General features: G+C 64.8%; 15 protein-coding genes. 7 read left to right on the top strand and 8 right to left on the bottom strand.

Going from position 1 to position 16783, the window contains the following annotated elements:
* Positions 1-109: 109 nt before the first annotated feature.
* On the top strand, positions 110-1132 hold the full coding sequence (locus tag G6N82_RS11345) for a LacI family DNA-binding transcriptional regulator (RefSeq protein WP_165196525.1): 1023 nt from the start codon (positions 110-112) through the stop codon (positions 1130-1132).
* Positions 1133-1141: 9 nt separating this feature from the next.
* Here the strand turns inward: G6N82_RS11345 and rimO are convergent, their stop codons facing one another.
* From rimO to G6N82_RS11375, 6 genes are all read right to left on the bottom strand, one after another.
* Complete coding sequence (gene rimO, locus G6N82_RS11350; RefSeq protein WP_165196527.1) at positions 1142-2518, bottom strand: 30S ribosomal protein S12 methylthiotransferase RimO; 1377 nt, start codon at positions 2516-2518, stop codon at positions 1142-1144.
* Between the two features lie 40 nt (positions 2519-2558).
* On the bottom strand, positions 2559-3611 hold the full coding sequence (locus tag G6N82_RS11355; RefSeq protein ID WP_165198199.1) for a potassium channel family protein: 1053 nt from the start codon (positions 3609-3611) through the stop codon (positions 2559-2561).
* Between the two features lie 37 nt (positions 3612-3648).
* Complete coding sequence (surE, locus tag G6N82_RS11360; RefSeq protein ID WP_165196529.1) at positions 3649-4413, bottom strand: 5'/3'-nucleotidase SurE; 765 nt, start codon at positions 4411-4413, stop codon at positions 3649-3651.
* Positions 4413-5708: a serine--tRNA ligase gene (serS, locus tag G6N82_RS11365; protein WP_165196531.1), complete on the bottom strand. Its 1296-nt coding sequence runs from the start codon at positions 5706-5708 to the stop codon at positions 4413-4415. Before serS ends, surE begins: the two co-directional genes overlap by 1 nt.
* Before the next feature lie 52 nt (positions 5709-5760).
* Positions 5761-5952 carry a DUF2892 domain-containing protein gene (locus G6N82_RS11370; RefSeq protein WP_165198201.1) on the bottom strand — a complete coding sequence of 64 codons (192 nt, stop codon included), beginning with the start codon at positions 5950-5952 and terminating at the stop codon, positions 5761-5763.
* A 140-nt stretch (positions 5953-6092) separates the two neighbouring features.
* On the bottom strand, positions 6093-8336 hold the full coding sequence (locus G6N82_RS11375) for a TonB-dependent receptor (protein ID WP_241255263.1): 2244 nt from the start codon (positions 8334-8336) through the stop codon (positions 6093-6095).
* Between the two features lie 210 nt (positions 8337-8546).
* On the opposite strand from G6N82_RS11375, the gene G6N82_RS11380 reads away from it, so the two are divergent.
* From G6N82_RS11380 to G6N82_RS11405, 6 genes are all read left to right on the top strand, one after another.
* Entirely contained in the window at positions 8547-9167 is a 621-nt protein-coding gene (locus tag G6N82_RS11380; RefSeq protein ID WP_165196535.1) for a TetR/AcrR family transcriptional regulator, read from the top strand.
* A 112-nt stretch (positions 9168-9279) separates the two neighbouring features.
* Positions 9280-10557 carry a DUF3422 domain-containing protein gene (locus tag G6N82_RS11385; protein ID WP_165196537.1) on the top strand — a complete coding sequence of 426 codons (1278 nt, stop codon included), beginning with the start codon at positions 9280-9282 and terminating at the stop codon, positions 10555-10557.
* Between the two features lie 50 nt (positions 10558-10607).
* Positions 10608-11609 (top strand): magnesium chelatase ATPase subunit I, encoded by a 1002-nt coding sequence (gene bchI, locus G6N82_RS11390; RefSeq protein ID WP_165196539.1) that lies wholly within the window; start codon positions 10608-10610, stop codon positions 11607-11609.
* Entirely contained in the window at positions 11606-13318 is a 1713-nt protein-coding gene (locus tag G6N82_RS11395) for a magnesium chelatase subunit D (RefSeq protein WP_165196541.1), read from the top strand. The genes bchI and G6N82_RS11395 overlap by 4 nt, the downstream gene beginning before the upstream one ends.
* A complete protein-coding gene (gene bchO / locus G6N82_RS11400; protein WP_165196543.1) occupies positions 13315-14208 on the top strand; it encodes an alpha/beta fold hydrolase BchO in 894 nt (297 codons plus the stop codon). Before G6N82_RS11395 ends, bchO begins: the two co-directional genes overlap by 4 nt.
* Positions 14205-14375, top strand: coding sequence for a hypothetical protein (locus G6N82_RS11405; RefSeq protein ID WP_165196545.1), 171 nt, complete (start codon positions 14205-14207; stop codon positions 14373-14375). Before bchO ends, G6N82_RS11405 begins: the two co-directional genes overlap by 4 nt.
* Here G6N82_RS11405 and G6N82_RS11410 read toward each other — a convergent pair whose 3' ends face one another.
* Together G6N82_RS11410 and crtD are read right to left on the bottom strand one after the other, a co-directional pair.
* The gene (locus tag G6N82_RS11410) at positions 14376-15278 is read right to left on the bottom strand and encodes a hydroxyneurosporene dehydrogenase (protein ID WP_346773761.1); all 903 of its coding nucleotides are present in this window, start codon (positions 15276-15278) and stop codon (positions 14376-14378) included.
* Positions 15212-16774: a 1-hydroxycarotenoid 3,4-desaturase CrtD gene (gene crtD / locus G6N82_RS11415; RefSeq protein WP_165196549.1), complete on the bottom strand. Its 1563-nt coding sequence runs from the start codon at positions 16772-16774 to the stop codon at positions 15212-15214. The genes G6N82_RS11410 and crtD overlap by 67 nt, the downstream gene beginning before the upstream one ends.
* Between the last annotated feature and the right edge of the window lie 9 nt (positions 16775-16783).

Consider the following 16783-nt stretch of genomic DNA (forward strand, 5'->3'; position numbering starts at 1 on the left):
CGTGCATCGTGCCATAGACATCTAGCGTGCCAGCCAAATGTCGGCCATAGCATCGCATAGCTATTCACACGCCGCAAAGCATGAGCGGACGGGGGCAAGGAAAGAGGATATGGAAACGCCGCGCAAGCCCGTGCGGGTGACCAGTTTCGACGTCGCGGAAAAGGCCGGGGTCAGCCAGTCGACGGTGTCGCGCGCACTGTCGGGTTCCTCGGTCATCACCGAAGCGACGCGGGTGCGTGTGCTCGAAGCAGCGCGCGAGCTGGGCTATTTTGTTGACGAGCGCGCTGCACGCCTGCGGCGCGGCCACACCGGTACGCTTGCCACCGTGGTGATCTGCAAGCCGGGCCACAGCGCCAAGGACGTCAATCCGTTCTCCTATGCCCTGCTGGGCGGTATCTGCACTGCAGCGTCAGAACGCGGGCTGGAAGTGCTGGTGTCGCTGCAGGCGGAGGAAGACCGGCTGTTCGGCCATTATGTGGAGCGCGGCCAGGCCGAGGGGCTGATCGTGATCGGTACCACCGCCAATCGGCCCGCGTGGGAATTTTTCCGCAAGATAGGCGAAACCAGCCAGCCGGTCGCCTATTGGGGCTCGCCGATGGGCGATCTCGACTGGGTCAGTTCGGACAACCATGCCGGCGCGCGGCTGGCGGCCGAGCATCTGGCCGATCGCGGCTGCAAGAAACTTGTCTGCATCGGGTCGCATGGCTCGGTCCAGCGCCAGTTTGCCGAACGCACGGACAGTTTTCTCACCCGCGCCAAAGAGCTGGGCCTTGATGCACGGCTGGTGTCGATCGAGCAGGGGAAGGACCGGCGCGAGCAAGGTCGCCTGGCGGCTGCGGCCCTGCTGGAAAGCGGGGAAGCATTCGACGGCGTGTTTGCCGTGTGCGATGCGATCGCCTTCGGCGTGCTCGAAGCCTTTAACGCGGCGGGCGTGAAGGTGCCTGATGCAGTGAAAGTGGTAGGCTTCGACGGTCTGCCCGCTGGCGAGCTCAGCAATCCTCCGCTGACCTCGATCGAACCCGATCTAGATCTTGCCGGGCGGCTGCTGGTCGAAGCGGTAACGGCTGAGGACGGGGTGCACCCCAGCATCCGCCGCGTGCCGGTGCGCTTGCTGGAACGCGGCAGCAGCTGATTCCCCAAGTTAGCCGGTGATGACCCCGAAAAGGTCATGCGCGTCGGCGTCTTCCACTTCGACGCTGACGATGTCACCCTGCTTTAGCGAGGCCGGGACATTGCGAAGATAGACCGCGCCGTCGATCTCCGGCGCATCGGCCTGTGAACGCCCTGTCGCGCCAATGTCGCCATCTTCGTCGGGTTCGCCGACCTCGTCGATGATGACGGGCAGCACCTTGCCGATCTTCGCCTGCAATTTCGCCGCGCTGATCCGCTCGGTCACTTCCATGATCCGGGCGTAGCGCTCTTCCTTGACCGCTTCGGGCACCGGATCGGGTAGAGCATTGGCCGCTGCGCCTTCGACCGGTTCGAAGCGGAAGGCGCCGACCCGGTCAAGCTGCGCTTCTTCGAGCCAGTCGAGCAGGTAGCGGAAATCGTCCTCGGTCTCGCCGGGGAAGCCGACCACGAAGCTGGAACGGACCGCGATATCAGGGCAGATTTCGCGCCAGCTCTTGAGCCGTTCAAGCACCTTGGCCTCATTCGCCGGGCGCTTCATGGCGCGCAACACCGATGGCGATGCGTGCTGGAACGGGATGTCGAGATAGGGCGTCAGCAGCCCTTCCGCCATCAGGGGGATCACCGCATCAACATGCGGGTAGGGGTAGACATAGTGCAGCCGCACCCAGGGGGTCTCGCCTCCCGGAGTGCGCAACTGGCCCAGTTCGCGGGCCAGGTCGGTCATATGCGCGCGGACAGGGCGGCCTTTCCACTCGCGTTCTTCATGCCGGATATCGACGCCATAGGCAGAGGTATCCTGACTGATCACCAGCAGTTCCTTCGTCCCAGCCGCAACCAGCTTTTCCGCTTCGCGCAGTACGGCATCGACCCGGCGGCTGGCGAGCTTGCCGCGCAGCTGCGGGATAATGCAAAAGGCGCAGGAGTGGTTGCAGCCTTCGCTGATCTTCAGATAGCTGTAGTGGCGTGGGGTGAGCTTAATGTCCGGCTGCGGGATCAGGTCGATGAAAGGACCCTGCGAAGGCGGCGCGGCCTCGTGCACGGCTTCGACCACCTGCTCGTATTGATGCGCGCCGGTAACCGCCAGGACCTGCGGGTATTTGGCGCGGATCACATCCGCTTCCTCGCCCATGCAGCCGGTGACGATCACCCGGCCGTTCTCGGCGATCGCTTCGCCGATCGCGGCGAGGCTTTCTTCCTTAGCGGAATCAAGGAAGCCGCAGGTGTTGACCAGCACCACGTCCGCCCCGGCGTAATCGGGGCTCATCGCATAGCCGTCGGCGCGCAGCCGGGTAAGGATGCGCTCGGAATCGACCAGCGCCTTGGGGCAGCCGAGGGAAACCATGCCGACCTTCTTCTGGTCGGGGATCAAGGTGGACGTAGTGCTCATAGACGGCGCGCCCCTACACCAGCGCGGCGACTTGCGCCAGCTAGGCTTTGCCGTTCCCGGTCGGGACGATTTCGACGATCACATCGCCTTTCTTGAGGCTCTGGCATTCGGCTTCCCAGAAACCGAGCGCTTCGCCATCGCGGTAAATCCTGAGCCCGCGCCCGCCGCTCGTCAGTGCGTCGATCGCGCAACCGCATTCATCGTCAGTGATTTCGCGTTCGACCAGCTGGACGCGGCCCGTTACCGAAGCAAGATCGGCCAGGTAATCGGCGATATGCGCGCCGCGTGCGCTGCCCGCGAGCAGCAAGCCGGTAAAGCGCACCGGGTTGATCACGGTATTGGCGCCAGCTTGCCGCGCGAGCGATTCATTGTCATCCGCGCGCACCACCACGCTGATCGGCACATCGGGCGCGAGCGCGCGCACCGTCAGCACGATCAGGATCGAAGTGTCGTCGCGTCCGGCGGACACCAGCACGCGCTGGGCGCTGGCTATGCGCACGGCATCGAGTGTGGCATCGCGCGTCGCATCGGCGGCCATGACATTGCAGCCCAGCTTTTCGGCCTCGGTGAGCCGCTCCTCGCTGGGATCGACCACCACGATATTGTGCGGATCGACCCCGCGCTCGATCAGTTCGTGCACGCTTTCGGAGCCGGACACGCCGAACCCCAGCACGACAATGTGATCGGCAAGAGTTTCCTGGATACGTTCCATGCGCCACTTCTCCCAGCTGCGCTTGATGATGAAATTATAGGCCGTGCCAACGAAAATGAAGAACACGGCAAAGCGGATCGGCGTGACGATGATCGCTTCGATCATCCGCGCGCGGTCAGTCACCGGGGCGATATCGCCGAAGCCCGTGGTGGTGATCGAGATCATCGTGAAATAGACGATGTCCGAAAAGCTCACTTCGCCATCCACGCTGTCGCGCAGGCCACCGCGATCGAACCAGTGGATCAACACCACAAAGAACACCAGCGCCAGCGCCAGGCCGATGCGGATGAAGAAATCGCCCCATACGGGCACTTTCACCGCGCGCCTTAGTGGCTTGAAGTGCGGCCCGCGATAATGGCGCGGCGGCCGGGCGGGGACGATCCGGTCGAGCTGTTTCTCCGTCACACCCTCTGCCTTACTATCCGCCGAAGCGCTGCGCCAGCCCGGAGAGCGAAGCGTGATGGGTCAGATCGAGCTGGAGCGGGGTGACCGAAACATGGCCTTCGCCGATCGCTTCAAGGTCAGTGCCATGGTCGGGCGTATGCTCGATCGCGTCGAGCCCGAACCAGTAATAGCGCTGGCCGCGCGGATCGCGCCCTTCGATCACCGAAGCGCGGGCATAATCGTGGAAGCCCTGCCGCACCACGCGGATGCCGCGCACCTCTTCCGGGGCGAGGCAGGGGAAATTGACCGTCACCAGCGTGCGCGGTTCGAACGGGGCGCCGATCAGTGGCTGGATCACCTTGGGGCCCCATTCGCGCGCGGTGGCAAAGCGATCACCCCAGGCCGGGCGTTCCTGCTTCATCACCTGGCTCAACGCGATCGACCGGATCCCGGCCAGCGCGCCTTCCATCGCGGCGGAGACCGTGCCCGAATAGGTGATGTCGTCGCCCAGATTGGCACCCGCATTGATGCCCGACAGGATCAGGTCGGGCGGGCTGTCGAGCACCTGCTTGAGCCCGATCGAGACCGCATCGGTTGGCGTGCCGGTGACCGAAAAGCGCCGCTCGGCATGTTTGCGCAGCCGCACCGGCAGCGACAGGGTGAGCGAATGGCCCGCGCCGGTCTGGTTGTCGGATGGCGCACATACCCACACATCGTCGCTCAGTTGCCGGGCGATTTCCTCAAGCAGCGCGATGCCAGGGGCATGGATGCCATCGTCATTGGTAACGAGGATGCGCATCAGGTGCCCATTCTCTCTTGGGTGGTCTCCAGCCTGGTGACGCCGCCCATGTATGGCGCGAGCGCCTCCGGCACGATCACGCTGCCGTCTGCCTGCTGGTAGTTCTCGATTACTGCCACCAGCGTGCGCCCGACCGCCAGGCCCGATCCGTTGAGCGTATGGACGAAGGCGGTCTTCTTTTCACCCTCGGGGCGATAGCGCGCATTCATGCGTCTCGCCTGGAATTCGCCGCACCAGCTGACCGAGCTGATCTCGCGATAGGCGCCCTGGCCGGGCAGCCACACCTCGAGGTCGAACGTCTTGCGGGCGCCAAAGCCCATGTCGCCGGTGCAGAGCAGCATTTTGCGATAGGGCAGGCCCAGCGCTTCGAGCACGCCCTCAGCGCTCTTCACCATATGCTCATGCTCAGTCGCGGCGTCCTCGGCACGGCAGATGCTGACCAGCTCGACCTTTTCGAACTGGTGCTGGCGGATGAAGCCGCGGGTGTCCTTGCCCGCTGCGCCCGCTTCGCTGCGGAAACAGGGGGTGAGTGCGGTCATGCGGATCGGCGTGGAGAGATCGTCGATGATCTGCTCGCGCACCGCGTTGGTCAGCGAAACTTCGGCGGTGGGGATGAGCCAGCGGTCATCGGTGGTGCGGAAATTGTCTTCCGCGAATTTGGGCAGCTGGCCGGTGCCGTAGAGCGATTCCCCGCGCACCAGCAGCGGCGGCGCGCATTCTGTATAGCCGTTTTCACTCGTCTGCTTGTCCAGCATGAATTGCGCCAGCGCGCGGTGCATCCTTGCCATGCCGCCCTTCAGGAAAGTGAAGCGGGCGCCGCTGATCATCGCGCCGGTTTCGAAATCCATCCCCAGCGCCGGCGCGATATCAGCGTGTTCCTGCGGCGTGAAATCGAACTGCGGCTGCTCGCCCCAGCGGCTCACTTCCACATTGTCGTTCTCGTCCGTGCCTTCGGGCACATCGTTGGCGGGCAGGTTTGGGATCGCTGCCAGCAAATCCTCGAGCTGGCGGTCCGCCGCGCGGCCGGTTTCTTCCAGCGCGGGCAGTACTTCTTTCAATTCAGCAACTTCGGCCTTTAGCGCTTCGGCCGTGTCTTTGTCGCCCTTGGCCATGGCCTGGCCAATCAGCTTGGAGGCTTCGTTGCGGCGGTTCTGCGCTTCCTGCAGGCTCGTGGCGGCGGCGCGGCGCACCTCGTCCGCCTCGAGCAGATGGGCGGCAACCGGCTCCAGCCCGCGCTTTGCCAGCGCGGCATCGAAAGCTTCAGGGGTTTCGCGGATAAAGCGGATATCGTGCATGGGCAGGGCCTATGCACCAGCGGCATAGGCATTTCCAGCTACGATTCCGCAATCATTTACGCCGCTGGCAGGTGCTTAGCCCGAAAATCGAGTAGGCCGGGCATCTGCGGGTAAGACCGGTCAGAAGCGGAACAAGTCCGATCCAGCCCCAGGGCGTCTGCGGACCCACAAAGACCATCGCAATCAGCGCCAGGCCCACTACCAATCTCAGGATGCGATCCATATTGCCCACGTTGACCGACAGCATCACGCTTCTCCTTTGACCAATGGAGCAATCCTGCCACGATTTGCGCAGCAGTTCATTGATCAGGATCAATCGTATCCGAATGGGGTTCGGGCCGGCGGCTTCATGGGAGGGGATGCCGCCGGCCACAGGGAGGGAGGCTAGAAGTTGAGCGTACCCGTCACGAACACCTGGCGCGGATTGCCGTAGAAGGCGGTCAGCGTGCCTTCGGGGCCCAGTGTCGGGACAACCGGAGCGCCATTGGTACCCGGGATGATCGCACCGGTCGTGGGGTTGACTGCCACGAAGGTATAGCCGCTGGTCTTGTATTCCTTGTCCAGCAGGTTCTTGCCGTAGACCCCGATCGTCCAGCGGTTGCCCGGTGCCTTGTAGACCAGGCTGGCATCGACCAGCGCATAGCCGTCCTGGTCAAGATATGGATTGGGGATTTCGAACTGGTAGGTCTTGCTGCGATAGCTGACGCCCACATTCATGAAGACGTCGGCCTCGCCCACCGGCATGGTATAGCTGAGGTTGGCCGATCCGGTGAACTCGGGCGTGTTCTGCACCTTGCGGAATTCGGCCACATCGGTGGGCGTGTTGCCGATATTGGTGATATATTCGTCATACTGGGCGTCGACCCAGCCTGCGGTCACCGCCAGGTTGAAGCCATTGCCGAAGCGCGCATTGCCTTCGAATTCCAGCCCCTTGATCGTGGCCTTGCCGGCGTTTGAAACTACCCCGCAGAAACTGGGCAGGCCGGAAACGGTGCAGGCGACAGAGCCGGGGATCTGCACGTCGGTATAGTCGGCATAGAAGGCTGCGACCGCGACATTCACTGCGCCGCCCGCCAGCGAGCCCTTGTAGCCCACTTCGTAGCTGTCGACCTGCTCGGGCCGGAAGCTCAGGAACTGGGCGATTTCGGCGTCGGACCTCGTGCCGTTGTTATCAAGGTCGGGCGCGTTCGTACCCACGCCGCGCGGGTCAAACCCGCCGCCTTTGAAGCCTTGCGAATAGCTGGCGTAGATATTGTGATCGGGCGTCGGCATGAAGCTGATCGAAGCGCGCGGGGTGAACTTCTTGAAGTCGCGCGAACCGTCGAAATTGGTGCTGGGCGCGCCGAACGGAATACCTAGCCCGCCGAACTCAGGCGAACCGCCGCCCAGGTAATTCTGGCGCAGGATTTCAGCGGAGCGTTCGTCCCAGGTGTAACGCCCGCCGACCGAAACCGAAATCTGTTCGGTCACATCGAAGGTGAAGTCGCCGAACACGGCATAGGTTTCCGTGTCGACATTGGCCTCGGTATAGGCGGTGAGGCCGGCAAAGGCCGTGAACAGGCGCACGTCGAACAGTGTGTCCGCCTTGGCGTCGAGGTAATAGAAGCCCAGCAGGCCGGACAGCGGCCCGTCATTGTCCCACAGCAGCTGCACTTCCTGGCTCAGCTGCTCGTTGAGGTAACGGCCCGGCACGTCAAGATCGACTGCAGGGAGCGCGTCGAAGTCGATCGGCGTATCGCTGGTATCCTTGCGCCATGCCGAGATCGAACGAAGCTGCAGCGCATCCGACAGGTCGATTTCGGCATTCATCATCACGCCATAGGCTTCGACGTCCTGTTCGGGATCGTTCAGCCCGCCGCGCGTATCGAACACGTTCTTGAGCACAGGGGCGCCCGAAACGAGGCCCGGGATCAGGCGGTGGCCGCCACGCGGATTGCTCTTGTCGCGCGTGTAGTCGCCTTGGATGCGCAGGAACACTGGCTCGCCATAGCCGCCCATTTCCATGCTCAGCCGGCCGGCCCAGATATCCTTGTTGTAGTTCTCGAGCCCGGTGGTGAGGTTGTCACCAAAGCCGCCGCGCGACAGGCGCGCGACTGACCCGCCGACCCGCACCAGGTCGCTCACCGGTGCGCCGACCGAAACCACGCCTTCAGCCTGGTCGTAAGTGCCATAGGTTGCGCGGGCTTTCAGTGTGACATCCTGCGGCAGGCGCTTGGTGACATATTTCACCGCGCCGCCAATGGTGTTGCGGCCATAAAGCGTGCCCTGGGGCCCGCGCAGCACTTCGATCCGCTCGACGTCATAGATGTCGAGCACGGCGGCCTGCGGACGGTTGAGATAGACATCGTCGAGATAGATGCCGACGCCTTGTTCGAAGCCCGAAACCGGGTCCTGCTGGCCGATGCCGCGGATGAAGGCGGAGAGGGTGGAATTGGTGGCGCGCGAAGTCTCGAGCGTCACATTGGGGGCCAGGTTGCCGACATCGGTCAGGTCGAGCGCGCCCTGGTCAGCCAGTTGCTGGCCGGAAATTGCGGTGACGGCGATCGGCACATCAATCGCGCGTTCCTCGCGCCGGCGTGCGGTGACGATGATGACATTGCCTTCCTCGCCCGTGCTGGCTTCGGGCATGCCATTACCGGCGTCCTGCGCTGAAGCGGGCGCGGCCACGAGGGCAGCGGCGGCGCAGCCAACCAGGAATGCGCTGCGGCGAATCAAAACGGCGGAATTCATCGGTGATCTCCTCCCAAAACTCTTTCCTCCCCAATATTGAAAGTTGAACCACCTTTCAAGTTCTGATTTTGCATGCTAACAGGCGATGTATCGGTCAGGTGAGGGGTGATGACGGGGATGCAGCCAGTCGAGACGGACAAGACGCCGCGCACAGAACGCGGGCGCCGCACGCTGCGCAAGCTGCTCGATGCGGCAGCGGTGGAGTTCGGCGAAAAGGGCTTCCACGATGCTTCGATCAGCTCGATCACGCGGCGGGCTGGGGTCGCGCTGGGCAGCTTCTACACCTATTTCGACAGCAAGGATGCGCTGTTCCGCGCGCTGGTGAGCGACATGAGTGATGCGGTCAAGGTCAGCGCCCGCAGCGCGCTGACCGAAGACATGAAGCCGCTGGAAGTCGAACAGGCCGCGCTGGCGGCGTTCCTGGATTTCGCGCGCGAGCACAAGGAAGTCTATCGCATTATCGACGAAGCCGAATTCGTCGACCCCGCCAGTTATCGCGCCCATTACGAGACGATCGCCAAGCTGATCGAACAGCGCCTGAAGGCCGGGGGCGAAAGCGGCGCATTCCGGTCCGGCCTGGGCGAAGTGCAGGCCTGGGCATTGATGGGGATGAACGTTTTTGTCGGCCTGCGCTTCGCGGTCTGGGACGAAATCGGCCGCGACTCCGATGAAATTGCCGCCCTGGTAAACACCATGCTGGCCCAGGGCATCGCGGCCGGGCACGGTTAGCCAGACCATCCTTCGGGAACCGCAGGTCGCCTTGCGCGGTTGCATGCGGTAGACGTTCCGCACATCGGCCGCTTACGGTTCGATTCCGGCACAGCAGGGGGGATTGAAGCCCATGCGTGATCATGAACTGCGCAAACTGGCCGTTGGCGAAATGCACCTGCGCCGCTGGCCGCAGCTGGATGTGCCCTGTGTGATCGTCCAGTGGGTGCTGATTGTCGATGACGACGAGCGCGCCGACGAACTTGCCGCGATTGAGGTCAAGGCGCTGCCGCAGGATGTGCTCGGCAATCCCAGCTATCGCGCAGGTCGGCTGGGCGAGGACGTTCGGTTCGTCTGGGAACGGCACAGCGAAGGCACCAGCCTGACCTTGTTTGCGGTAGGGGCCGCAGCCGATGCCTTCCTCGATCCTGACAGCCATGCCGAACTGCAGGCGGCACTTGACTGGGCGACCGCGCTGCCCGGCCGGATCGTGCGCAGTACCCGGATCTGGGTCGCGCAGAGCGACCGCGAGATCGAAGCGATCCTGCCCCAGGTCGGCTTCATTCCCGCAGAAACGGTGTCGTGCCATTTCGGTGGTCCGCTGCGCATGTGGTCCGACTTCCGGCTCAAAGACGATGGCTATGGCCGTCTGCTGGTTGCGGCGAATGGGGCCGATCCGGCGGAAATCACGCGCCAGGTCCAGCGGCTGCAGGAATTGGGCAATTACCGCAACCGGGCCCTGCTGGGGCTGCCGGTCGCGCGCGAATGCTGGCCCAAGCTGGATGAAGCCGAGGCCCGCCTGCGAGATCTTGCCGCGCGGATCGGCAATCGCGACGAAACCGACGACCAGCTGATGGACACCTTGTCCGAACTGTCGCTTGAGCTTGCGGCGATCGAGACATCGATCTCCTTCCGGATGGATGCGACCAAGGCCTATGCCCAGCTGGTGAACGACCGGCTGGCGCAGGTCGATCCGCGCCCGATTGCCGGCTTTGCCTCACTGACCGATTTCACCCAGCGCCGCTTCTTCCCGGCGATGAACACCTGCGAAGCGACCACCGCGCGGGTGCGCCAGCTGGCGCTGCGTGCAGTCCAGCTGTCCTCGCTCCTTCGCGCCCGGATCGAAACGCGGATCGAGAACCAGAACGCGCAATTGCTCCATTCGATGGAGCGCAGCACACGGATGCAGGTTCGGCTGCAGCAACTGGTCGAGGGATTCTCGGTCGTCGCGCTCAGCTATTACCTGATCGGCCTGATCGGCTATCTGCTCGCAGGATTGCCGCTGAAGGATTATGGGCTCGACAAGACCTATGTGATCGCTGCGCTGGTGATCCCAGTTGTGTTGGTGATCTGGATCGGGATGCGCGTGCTCAAGCGGCGCCTGTTTCCCGATGGCGGAAAACCCGGCTGATCACTTAATCGCTTGTCCTGACGCTGCAACTTGTCCAGAACAGTGGACAGATGGCGCGTTTTCCCTTCTCTGCGATTGTTGGCCAGGACGAGATGAAACTGGCGCTGCTGATCGCCTCGGTCGATCCGTCGATCGGCGGCGTCATGGTGTTTGGCGATCGCGGCACGGGCAAGTCCACCGCCAGCCGCGCGCTTGCATCCTTGCTGCCGCCGATGACCACGGTCGAGGGCTGCCGTTACCACTGCCTGCCCGAACAGCGCGGCACTTGCCCTGACCCTTGCACCTCGGGCCGTAATGCAAAGCGCGCGGTCCCGTTTGTCGATCTGCCATTGGGCGCGACCGAAGACCGGGTGGTGGGTTCGCTCGATCTTGAGAAGGCACTCAGGCAGGGTGAAAAAGCGTTCGAGCCCGGCCTCTTGGCGAAGGCGCATCGCGGGTTCCTTTATATCGACGAGATCAATTTGCTTGAGGATCACCTCGTCGATTTGCTGCTCGATGTGGCGGCATCAGGTGAAAACGTGGTCGAGCGCGAGGGGCTGTCAGTGCGCCACCGCGCCAAATTCGTGCTGATCGGCAGCGGCAACCCCGAAGAAGGCGAGCTGCGGCCGCAATTGCTCGACCGCTTTGGTCTGTCGGTCGAGGTGCGCACCCCGCGCGAAATCGAACAGCGGGTCGAGATCATGCGCCGCTGCGGCGCGCAGGAACGCGATCCGGAAGGCTTTGCCACAGAGTGGCAGGCAGAAGACGACAAGATCGTCAAGCAGATCGCGCGCGGCCAGAAACGCGTCCAGACAATCGAGCTGCCGGACGATGTGCTGGCGGATGCAGCGCAGCTCTGCATGGCGGTGGGCGTTGACGGGCTGCGCGGCGAACTGACGCTGATGCGTGCAAGCCGCGCCTATGCGGCGCTTGCCGGTGCGCGAAAGGTCAAGCGCGAGCATGTGCTGGCGGTTGCCCCGATGGCGCTGCGCCACCGCTTGCGGCGCGATGTGCTTGACGAAACCGGCTCGACCGTGCGGATCGAACGCGCGGTGGCCGAGCTCTTCGGATGAGCATCGGCGCGCCTGCGCCGGAGCCTGCTTTCGACCCACTGGCCGATGCGCTGCTGGCGGCGCGCCTGCTGGCAATTGCACCTACCAGCCTTGGCGGGATTTGCCTGCGCGGCGGCGGCCCGGCGCGCGACCTGGTGCTGGAGCGCCTTCGCGCTGCCTTGCCTGAAAGCGCTCCTTGGCGGCGACTTCCGGCCAATGCCGATGACGAGGGACTGCTCGGCGGGATCGACGTCGCTGCCAGCCTAGCCGAAGGCCGCGCGGTGCAGCGCTGCGGACTATTGAGCGAAGCGCAGGGCGGCGTGGTGCTGGTGCCGATGGCCGAGCGCATGCGCGAAGCAACCGCCGGGCGGCTGGCGCAGGCGATGGACGATGGCGCAATTGCCCTGGTGCTGCTGGATGACGGGCGCGAGCCTGATGACCGGCCTGCGGCGGCACTGCGCGATCGGGTGGCGTTCGAGTGTGACCTTTCGCGTGTGGCATCGATCGACGTTGCAGATACTGCCGATACGAAGCCGTTTTCGATCAGCCAGGTGGCAGGGCTGGATGACGAGCAGCTTGCCGCGCTCGCTGCCGTTTCGGCCGCGCTGGGGATCGACTCGGTGCGTCCATTGCTGTTTGCGCTGGCCACGGCACGGGCGCATGCCGCGCTCAACCGGCGCAAGAAGGTGCGGCAAGAGGATCTGGCTGCTGCGGTTCGGCTGGTGCTCAGCCCCCGTGCCACCCAGCTGCCCGAAGCGCCCGCAGACGACGATGCACCCCCTCCGCCCGATCAGGGCGAGGATTCGTCCGATGGCGAGAAACAAAGCTCAGGCGAAATGCCGCCGGACGAAATGCTGGTCGAAGCCGCGCTCGCCGCGATCCCGCCCGATGTGCTGGCTCAGATTGCCGCGGGCAAGATGCGGAGGAGTGCGCAAGGCGGAGGCGGCGGCAAGCGCAGCATGTCGAAGCTGCGCGGCAAGCCGCTCGGCGCGCGGCCCGGCATCCCGCGTGGCGGGGCGCGGCTGGCGCTGATCGACAGCCTGCGCGCGGCGGCGCCATGGCAGCCGCTGCGGCGGCACGAACGCGGCGAAAGTGCGATGACCGCGCTCCATATCGAGAAAGACGATCTGCGCATCCGCCGGTTTGAGGAACGCGCGGGTTCGGTGACGATCTTCTGCGTCGATGCTTCAGGCTCTGCGGCGATCGCGCGGCTGGCCGAGGCCAAGGGCGCGGTCGAGCGCATCCTGGCGCAGGCCTATGTCAAACGTAGCGAAGTGGCGCTGATCGCCTTTCGCGGCGAAGGGGCGGAAGTGCTGCTGCCCCCGACCCGCTCGCTAACTCGCGCGCGGCGTGCCTTGTCGGAACTGCCGGGCGGGGGCGGCACACCGCTGGCCTCCGGGTTGCAGCTCGGCTTGCAGATGGCGTTGGCGGTGGCGTCGCGCGGGCGCACACCCTTTGTGGTTTGCCTGACCGATGGCAGCGCCAATATCGCCGCAGATGGCGCGCCTGGGCGGACGCAGGCAAAGGAAGATGCGCTGGCGGCCGCGCGCGGGTTTGCCCTGCGCGGGATCGAGGGGATCGTGATCGACATCTCGCCGCGTCCGCGCCCCGAAGCGGCGGAGCTCGCCAAGGCGATGCAGGCGCGCTACCTGCCGCTGCCCCTGGCCGATGCCGCCGCGCTTGAGCGGGCGGTGAGCGCGGCCCAGCCTGCGCCGCAATTCGCACGATGAGCGGCGCCCTGCGCTGGGACGTCGAAGGGCGTGACTGGCCGCATCGCGGGGCCAGCCGCTTTGTCGAAGCTGATGGCCTCACCTGGCATGTGCAGCAGATGGGGGAGGGGCCGCCAATACTGCTGCTCCACGGCACCGGCGCATCGAGCCACAGCTGGCATCGGGTGACACCGCTTCTTGCCCAGAACGTCACGGTGATTGTGCCCGACCTGCCGCTGCATGGTTTCACCGGGGGCGACCCGGTGAGCCATCGCGCCAGCCTGCCCGCAATGGCGCGGGCCGTGGCGGCGCTTGTGGTCGCGCTTGGTGTGGAGCCGACTGCCTTGGTAGGCCATTCCGCCGGCGCGGCGATCGCGCTGCAGATGGCCCTTGATGGCGTGGTCGATCGGCGCACGCCAGTGGTCGGCTTCAACCCCGCGCTAACCCCCTTTCCCGGGGCGGCGGCGCAGATCTTCCCGGGCATGGCCAAGCTGTTGTTGCTTAATCCCTTTGTGCCGAAAGTCTTCTCCGGCGTGTCGCGCCTGGCGGGCGATCCTTCGCGTTTCCTTGAGCGTTCGACCGGTTCGCGCACCGATCCGGTCTCGCTGCGCTGCTATGCCCGGCTGTTTGCCAGTTCGCATCACACGCGCGGCGCGCTGGCGATGATGGCGCATTGGGACCTTGAGGCATTCTCGCGGCGGCTCGGCGATGTCGCCAATCCGGTGCTGCTGGTCCATGCCCGCGGTGACACCGCTGTGCCGCTCGGTTCGGTCGAAGCGGCAGCAGCGCGCATCCCGGGTGCGCGGCTGGAACTGATGGGAAATCTGGGCCATCTTGCGCATGAAGAGGCGCCAGATCAGGCCGCGGCGTTGATTGAATCAATTGCGCAGCCGATTTCAGCGGGAGAATGACGATGTGGGAGGCGTTTCGCAGCTTCGTTGGCAGCAATTTCGCCATCGTCGAAGTGCTGTTCACCGCCACCGTCGCGCTCGGTTTCGGGGCGTACCAGATCTGGTCGGTCAATCGCGAAATCGCCAAGGACAAGGCGAAGAAGGCCGAACGCCGCGACGCCGAATGATCAGTCCTTTCTGGGCATCCGGTACGGCAGCATGAATTGCACCACTGGCGAAGCGAAGCGGTCCAGATCGAGGCTTTCCTGCACCGCCACCACCTGTTCGCCATAGAGCCGCGAAGCGAGCGTCGAGCGGGCATAGAAGGGCGCATCCTCCCAGGTCTTGAGCACGCTGGCATGGCCGCGATCGGCGCGGGTCCGGCGCGTCATCTGCCACAGCGTATTGGGCAAGGGCGCGACCAGCGGCAGCTCCGCCTCGTGCGGCGTGCCCGAGGCATCAAACCGCAGCGCACTGGCAAAACCGCTGCCATCGCGGCGGACACCTTCATAGCAGACGACTGCCTCGCGTCCGAGATGCGCGCGCGACCAGTGCCATACGCGAAACCCTTCTTCCAGCGACTCGCGGCCGAAATTGGAATCGAGATAGGCCTCGCCGCTCCAGCGCAATTCTGGCTGCGTCATCTCCACTTCCACCCGCGCGCGCGGGGCAAGGCAATGCCACAGGTGGTGCCCTTCCGGATCGAGCGCAAAGGCGGTCGAATTCAGCGTCTCAGGGTAGAGCCGCACCGTGCCGCGCACGTGCCGACGCCACGGAATGCCAAGCCGTTTGTCGCGCTCGACGATGTCGATTTGCAGATGGTCGCCGTACCAGCGCACCGCGCTGGGGCCGACCTGCAACGTGTCGCGATCGCGGCGCACCAATGCGCTCTGCCGCTCGGTCATGGTCCAGCGCGCGCTCGGCCCATAGAGCGCGACGTTGAGCGCCGCGTGGTTTTCCGGCTCGTGCCGCCCGCTGGCCCTGTAATAAGGTGAGAAGACGCTGCCGACGAAGGCGATGATGGTCAGCCCGTGCCTTCGGTCTGCGCTGAGGGCATCGATATACCACCAGCCATAGCCGCCGGGTAGGATTTCCGCATCGAAGCAAGGTCTTGCAGCACCGTCGCGGCTGCCAGCTGTCCGGACAAGGCCGCCATCGGCACGCCCGCCCCGGGATGGGTACTGCCGCCCGCGCAATAGAGCGCAGGGATCCGCGTGCGTGTGCCCTGGCGGAGGAAGGACGCCGCCCATCCGTGCGAGGCCCGTCCATAGATCGCTCCGCCGGTCGAGGGCCAGAGCCTCTCGAATGTATTCGGCGTCGCCAGCTGGTGCGCGAAGGGTTCCTCCAGTTCCAGTCCGCAGCGGCTGAGGCTGCGCGTCATGGCGGTGGTGCATCGCTCGATCTCCTCGGAAGTATAGGCATGGGTGTCGCCATCGGCTGGCGCATTGACGATGATCTGTAGCCGTTCGCGGCCTGTTGGTTCGGGGGCACCAACCACGGCGCCGCGATCCTGCGCGCAGACATAGACAGTCGGGTCAGACGGCAGGGAGCCGTCAGCGATGTCGGCGAACTCGCGCGGATAATCCGGCGAGAAGAAGACATTGTGCCGCACCAGCGGAAAGCCCGTCGATTTGCTGTGCGCATACCAGACGAAGGCGGAGAGCGAGCGCTTGCCAGCCGGGTAGGCGCTGACCGCGCGGGCGGCGTGATTGCCGAACCGGCCAGCGGCAATCGCTGCCGGATCGGCATTGGTGATCACGGCATCGGCAGCAATCCGCTCGCCATTTGCGAGTATCACGCCGCTGGCGCGCCCGCCCGTTAGCTCGACCCGTTCAACCGCCTCGCCGAAGCGGTAGTGCGCACCATGGCGCTCACCCAGCTTTTGCAGCGCAGCGGCCAGCGCGCTCATCCCGCCATCGATCAGCCACACGCCCATCGCCTCGACATGGGCGATCAGCATCAGCGTAGCGGGCGCGGCAAAGGGCGATGAACCGCAATAGGTCGAATAGCGCGCGAACAGCTGGCGCAGCCGCTGGTCCGGGAAATGGCTGCCCAGCGCATTCCACATCGATGTGTAGGGGTGGATGGCGTGCAGGTCAGCGATATTGGCGAGGCCGATCCGCCACATCAGCGCGGGCGGCCAGGCGGGCTTGCTGGCGCGCAGCATCGTGTCATTGAGCGTCGCATAGATCCGCCGGGCATCGGCCCTGAATGCGCGGTAACCCGCTGCTGCAGCCGCTCCGGCAAAATCGCCGATCCCTTCCTCGCTGCGCTGTGGGTCAGCGTAGAGATCAAGTTGAGCTTGATCGTCCCACGCATGCCGCGCCAGGATCGAGGCTCGGCTGGTCGACACGTAATCGTCCAGTTCTGCGCCCGCTGCTCGGAAAATGCCATCGAACACATCGCGCAGGGTGAAGACGGTCGGCCCGCCGTCGATCATCGCGCCATCGACCTCGACGGTGCGTGCCTTGCCGCCTGCCCAGCTATCTTTCTCGACCACGGTGACGTGGCATCCGCGCGCGGCAAGCAGCGCCGCACAGGCGAGACCGCCCATGCCGGCACCGATCACTACCACGCGTCCGGCCAATCGCCCCTC

This window comes from Altererythrobacter sp. BO-6 (assembly GCF_011047315.1).
Classification (GTDB): Bacteria; Pseudomonadota; Alphaproteobacteria; order Sphingomonadales; family Sphingomonadaceae; genus Erythrobacter.

Coding starts and splice junctions, on each gene's coding strand:
- rimO (WP_165196527.1), bottom strand. CDS start 2,518: ATGAGCACTACGTCCACCTTGATCCCCGACCAGAAGAAGGTCGGCATG.
- surE (WP_165196529.1), bottom strand. CDS start 4,413: ATGCGCATCCTCGTTACCAATGACGATGGCATCCATGCCCCTGGCATC.
- bchI (WP_165196539.1), top strand. CDS start 10,608: ATGGCGCGTTTTCCCTTCTCTGCGATTGTTGGCCAGGACGAGATGAAA.
- bchO (WP_165196543.1), top strand. CDS start 13,315: ATGAGCGGCGCCCTGCGCTGGGACGTCGAAGGGCGTGACTGGCCGCAT.
- serS (WP_165196531.1), bottom strand. CDS start 5,708: ATGCACGATATCCGCTTTATCCGCGAAACCCCTGAAGCTTTCGATGCC.
- G6N82_RS11375 (WP_241255263.1), bottom strand. CDS start 8,336: ATGCCCGAAGCCAGCACGGGCGAGGAAGGCAATGTCATCATCGTCACC.
- G6N82_RS11345 (WP_165196525.1), top strand. CDS start 110: ATGGAAACGCCGCGCAAGCCCGTGCGGGTGACCAGTTTCGACGTCGCG.
- G6N82_RS11380 (WP_165196535.1), top strand. CDS start 8,547: ATGACGGGGATGCAGCCAGTCGAGACGGACAAGACGCCGCGCACAGAA.
- G6N82_RS11405 (WP_165196545.1), top strand. CDS start 14,205: ATGACGATGTGGGAGGCGTTTCGCAGCTTCGTTGGCAGCAATTTCGCC.
- G6N82_RS11385 (WP_165196537.1), top strand. CDS start 9,280: ATGCGTGATCATGAACTGCGCAAACTGGCCGTTGGCGAAATGCACCTG.
- G6N82_RS11395 (WP_165196541.1), top strand. CDS start 11,606: ATGAGCATCGGCGCGCCTGCGCCGGAGCCTGCTTTCGACCCACTGGCC.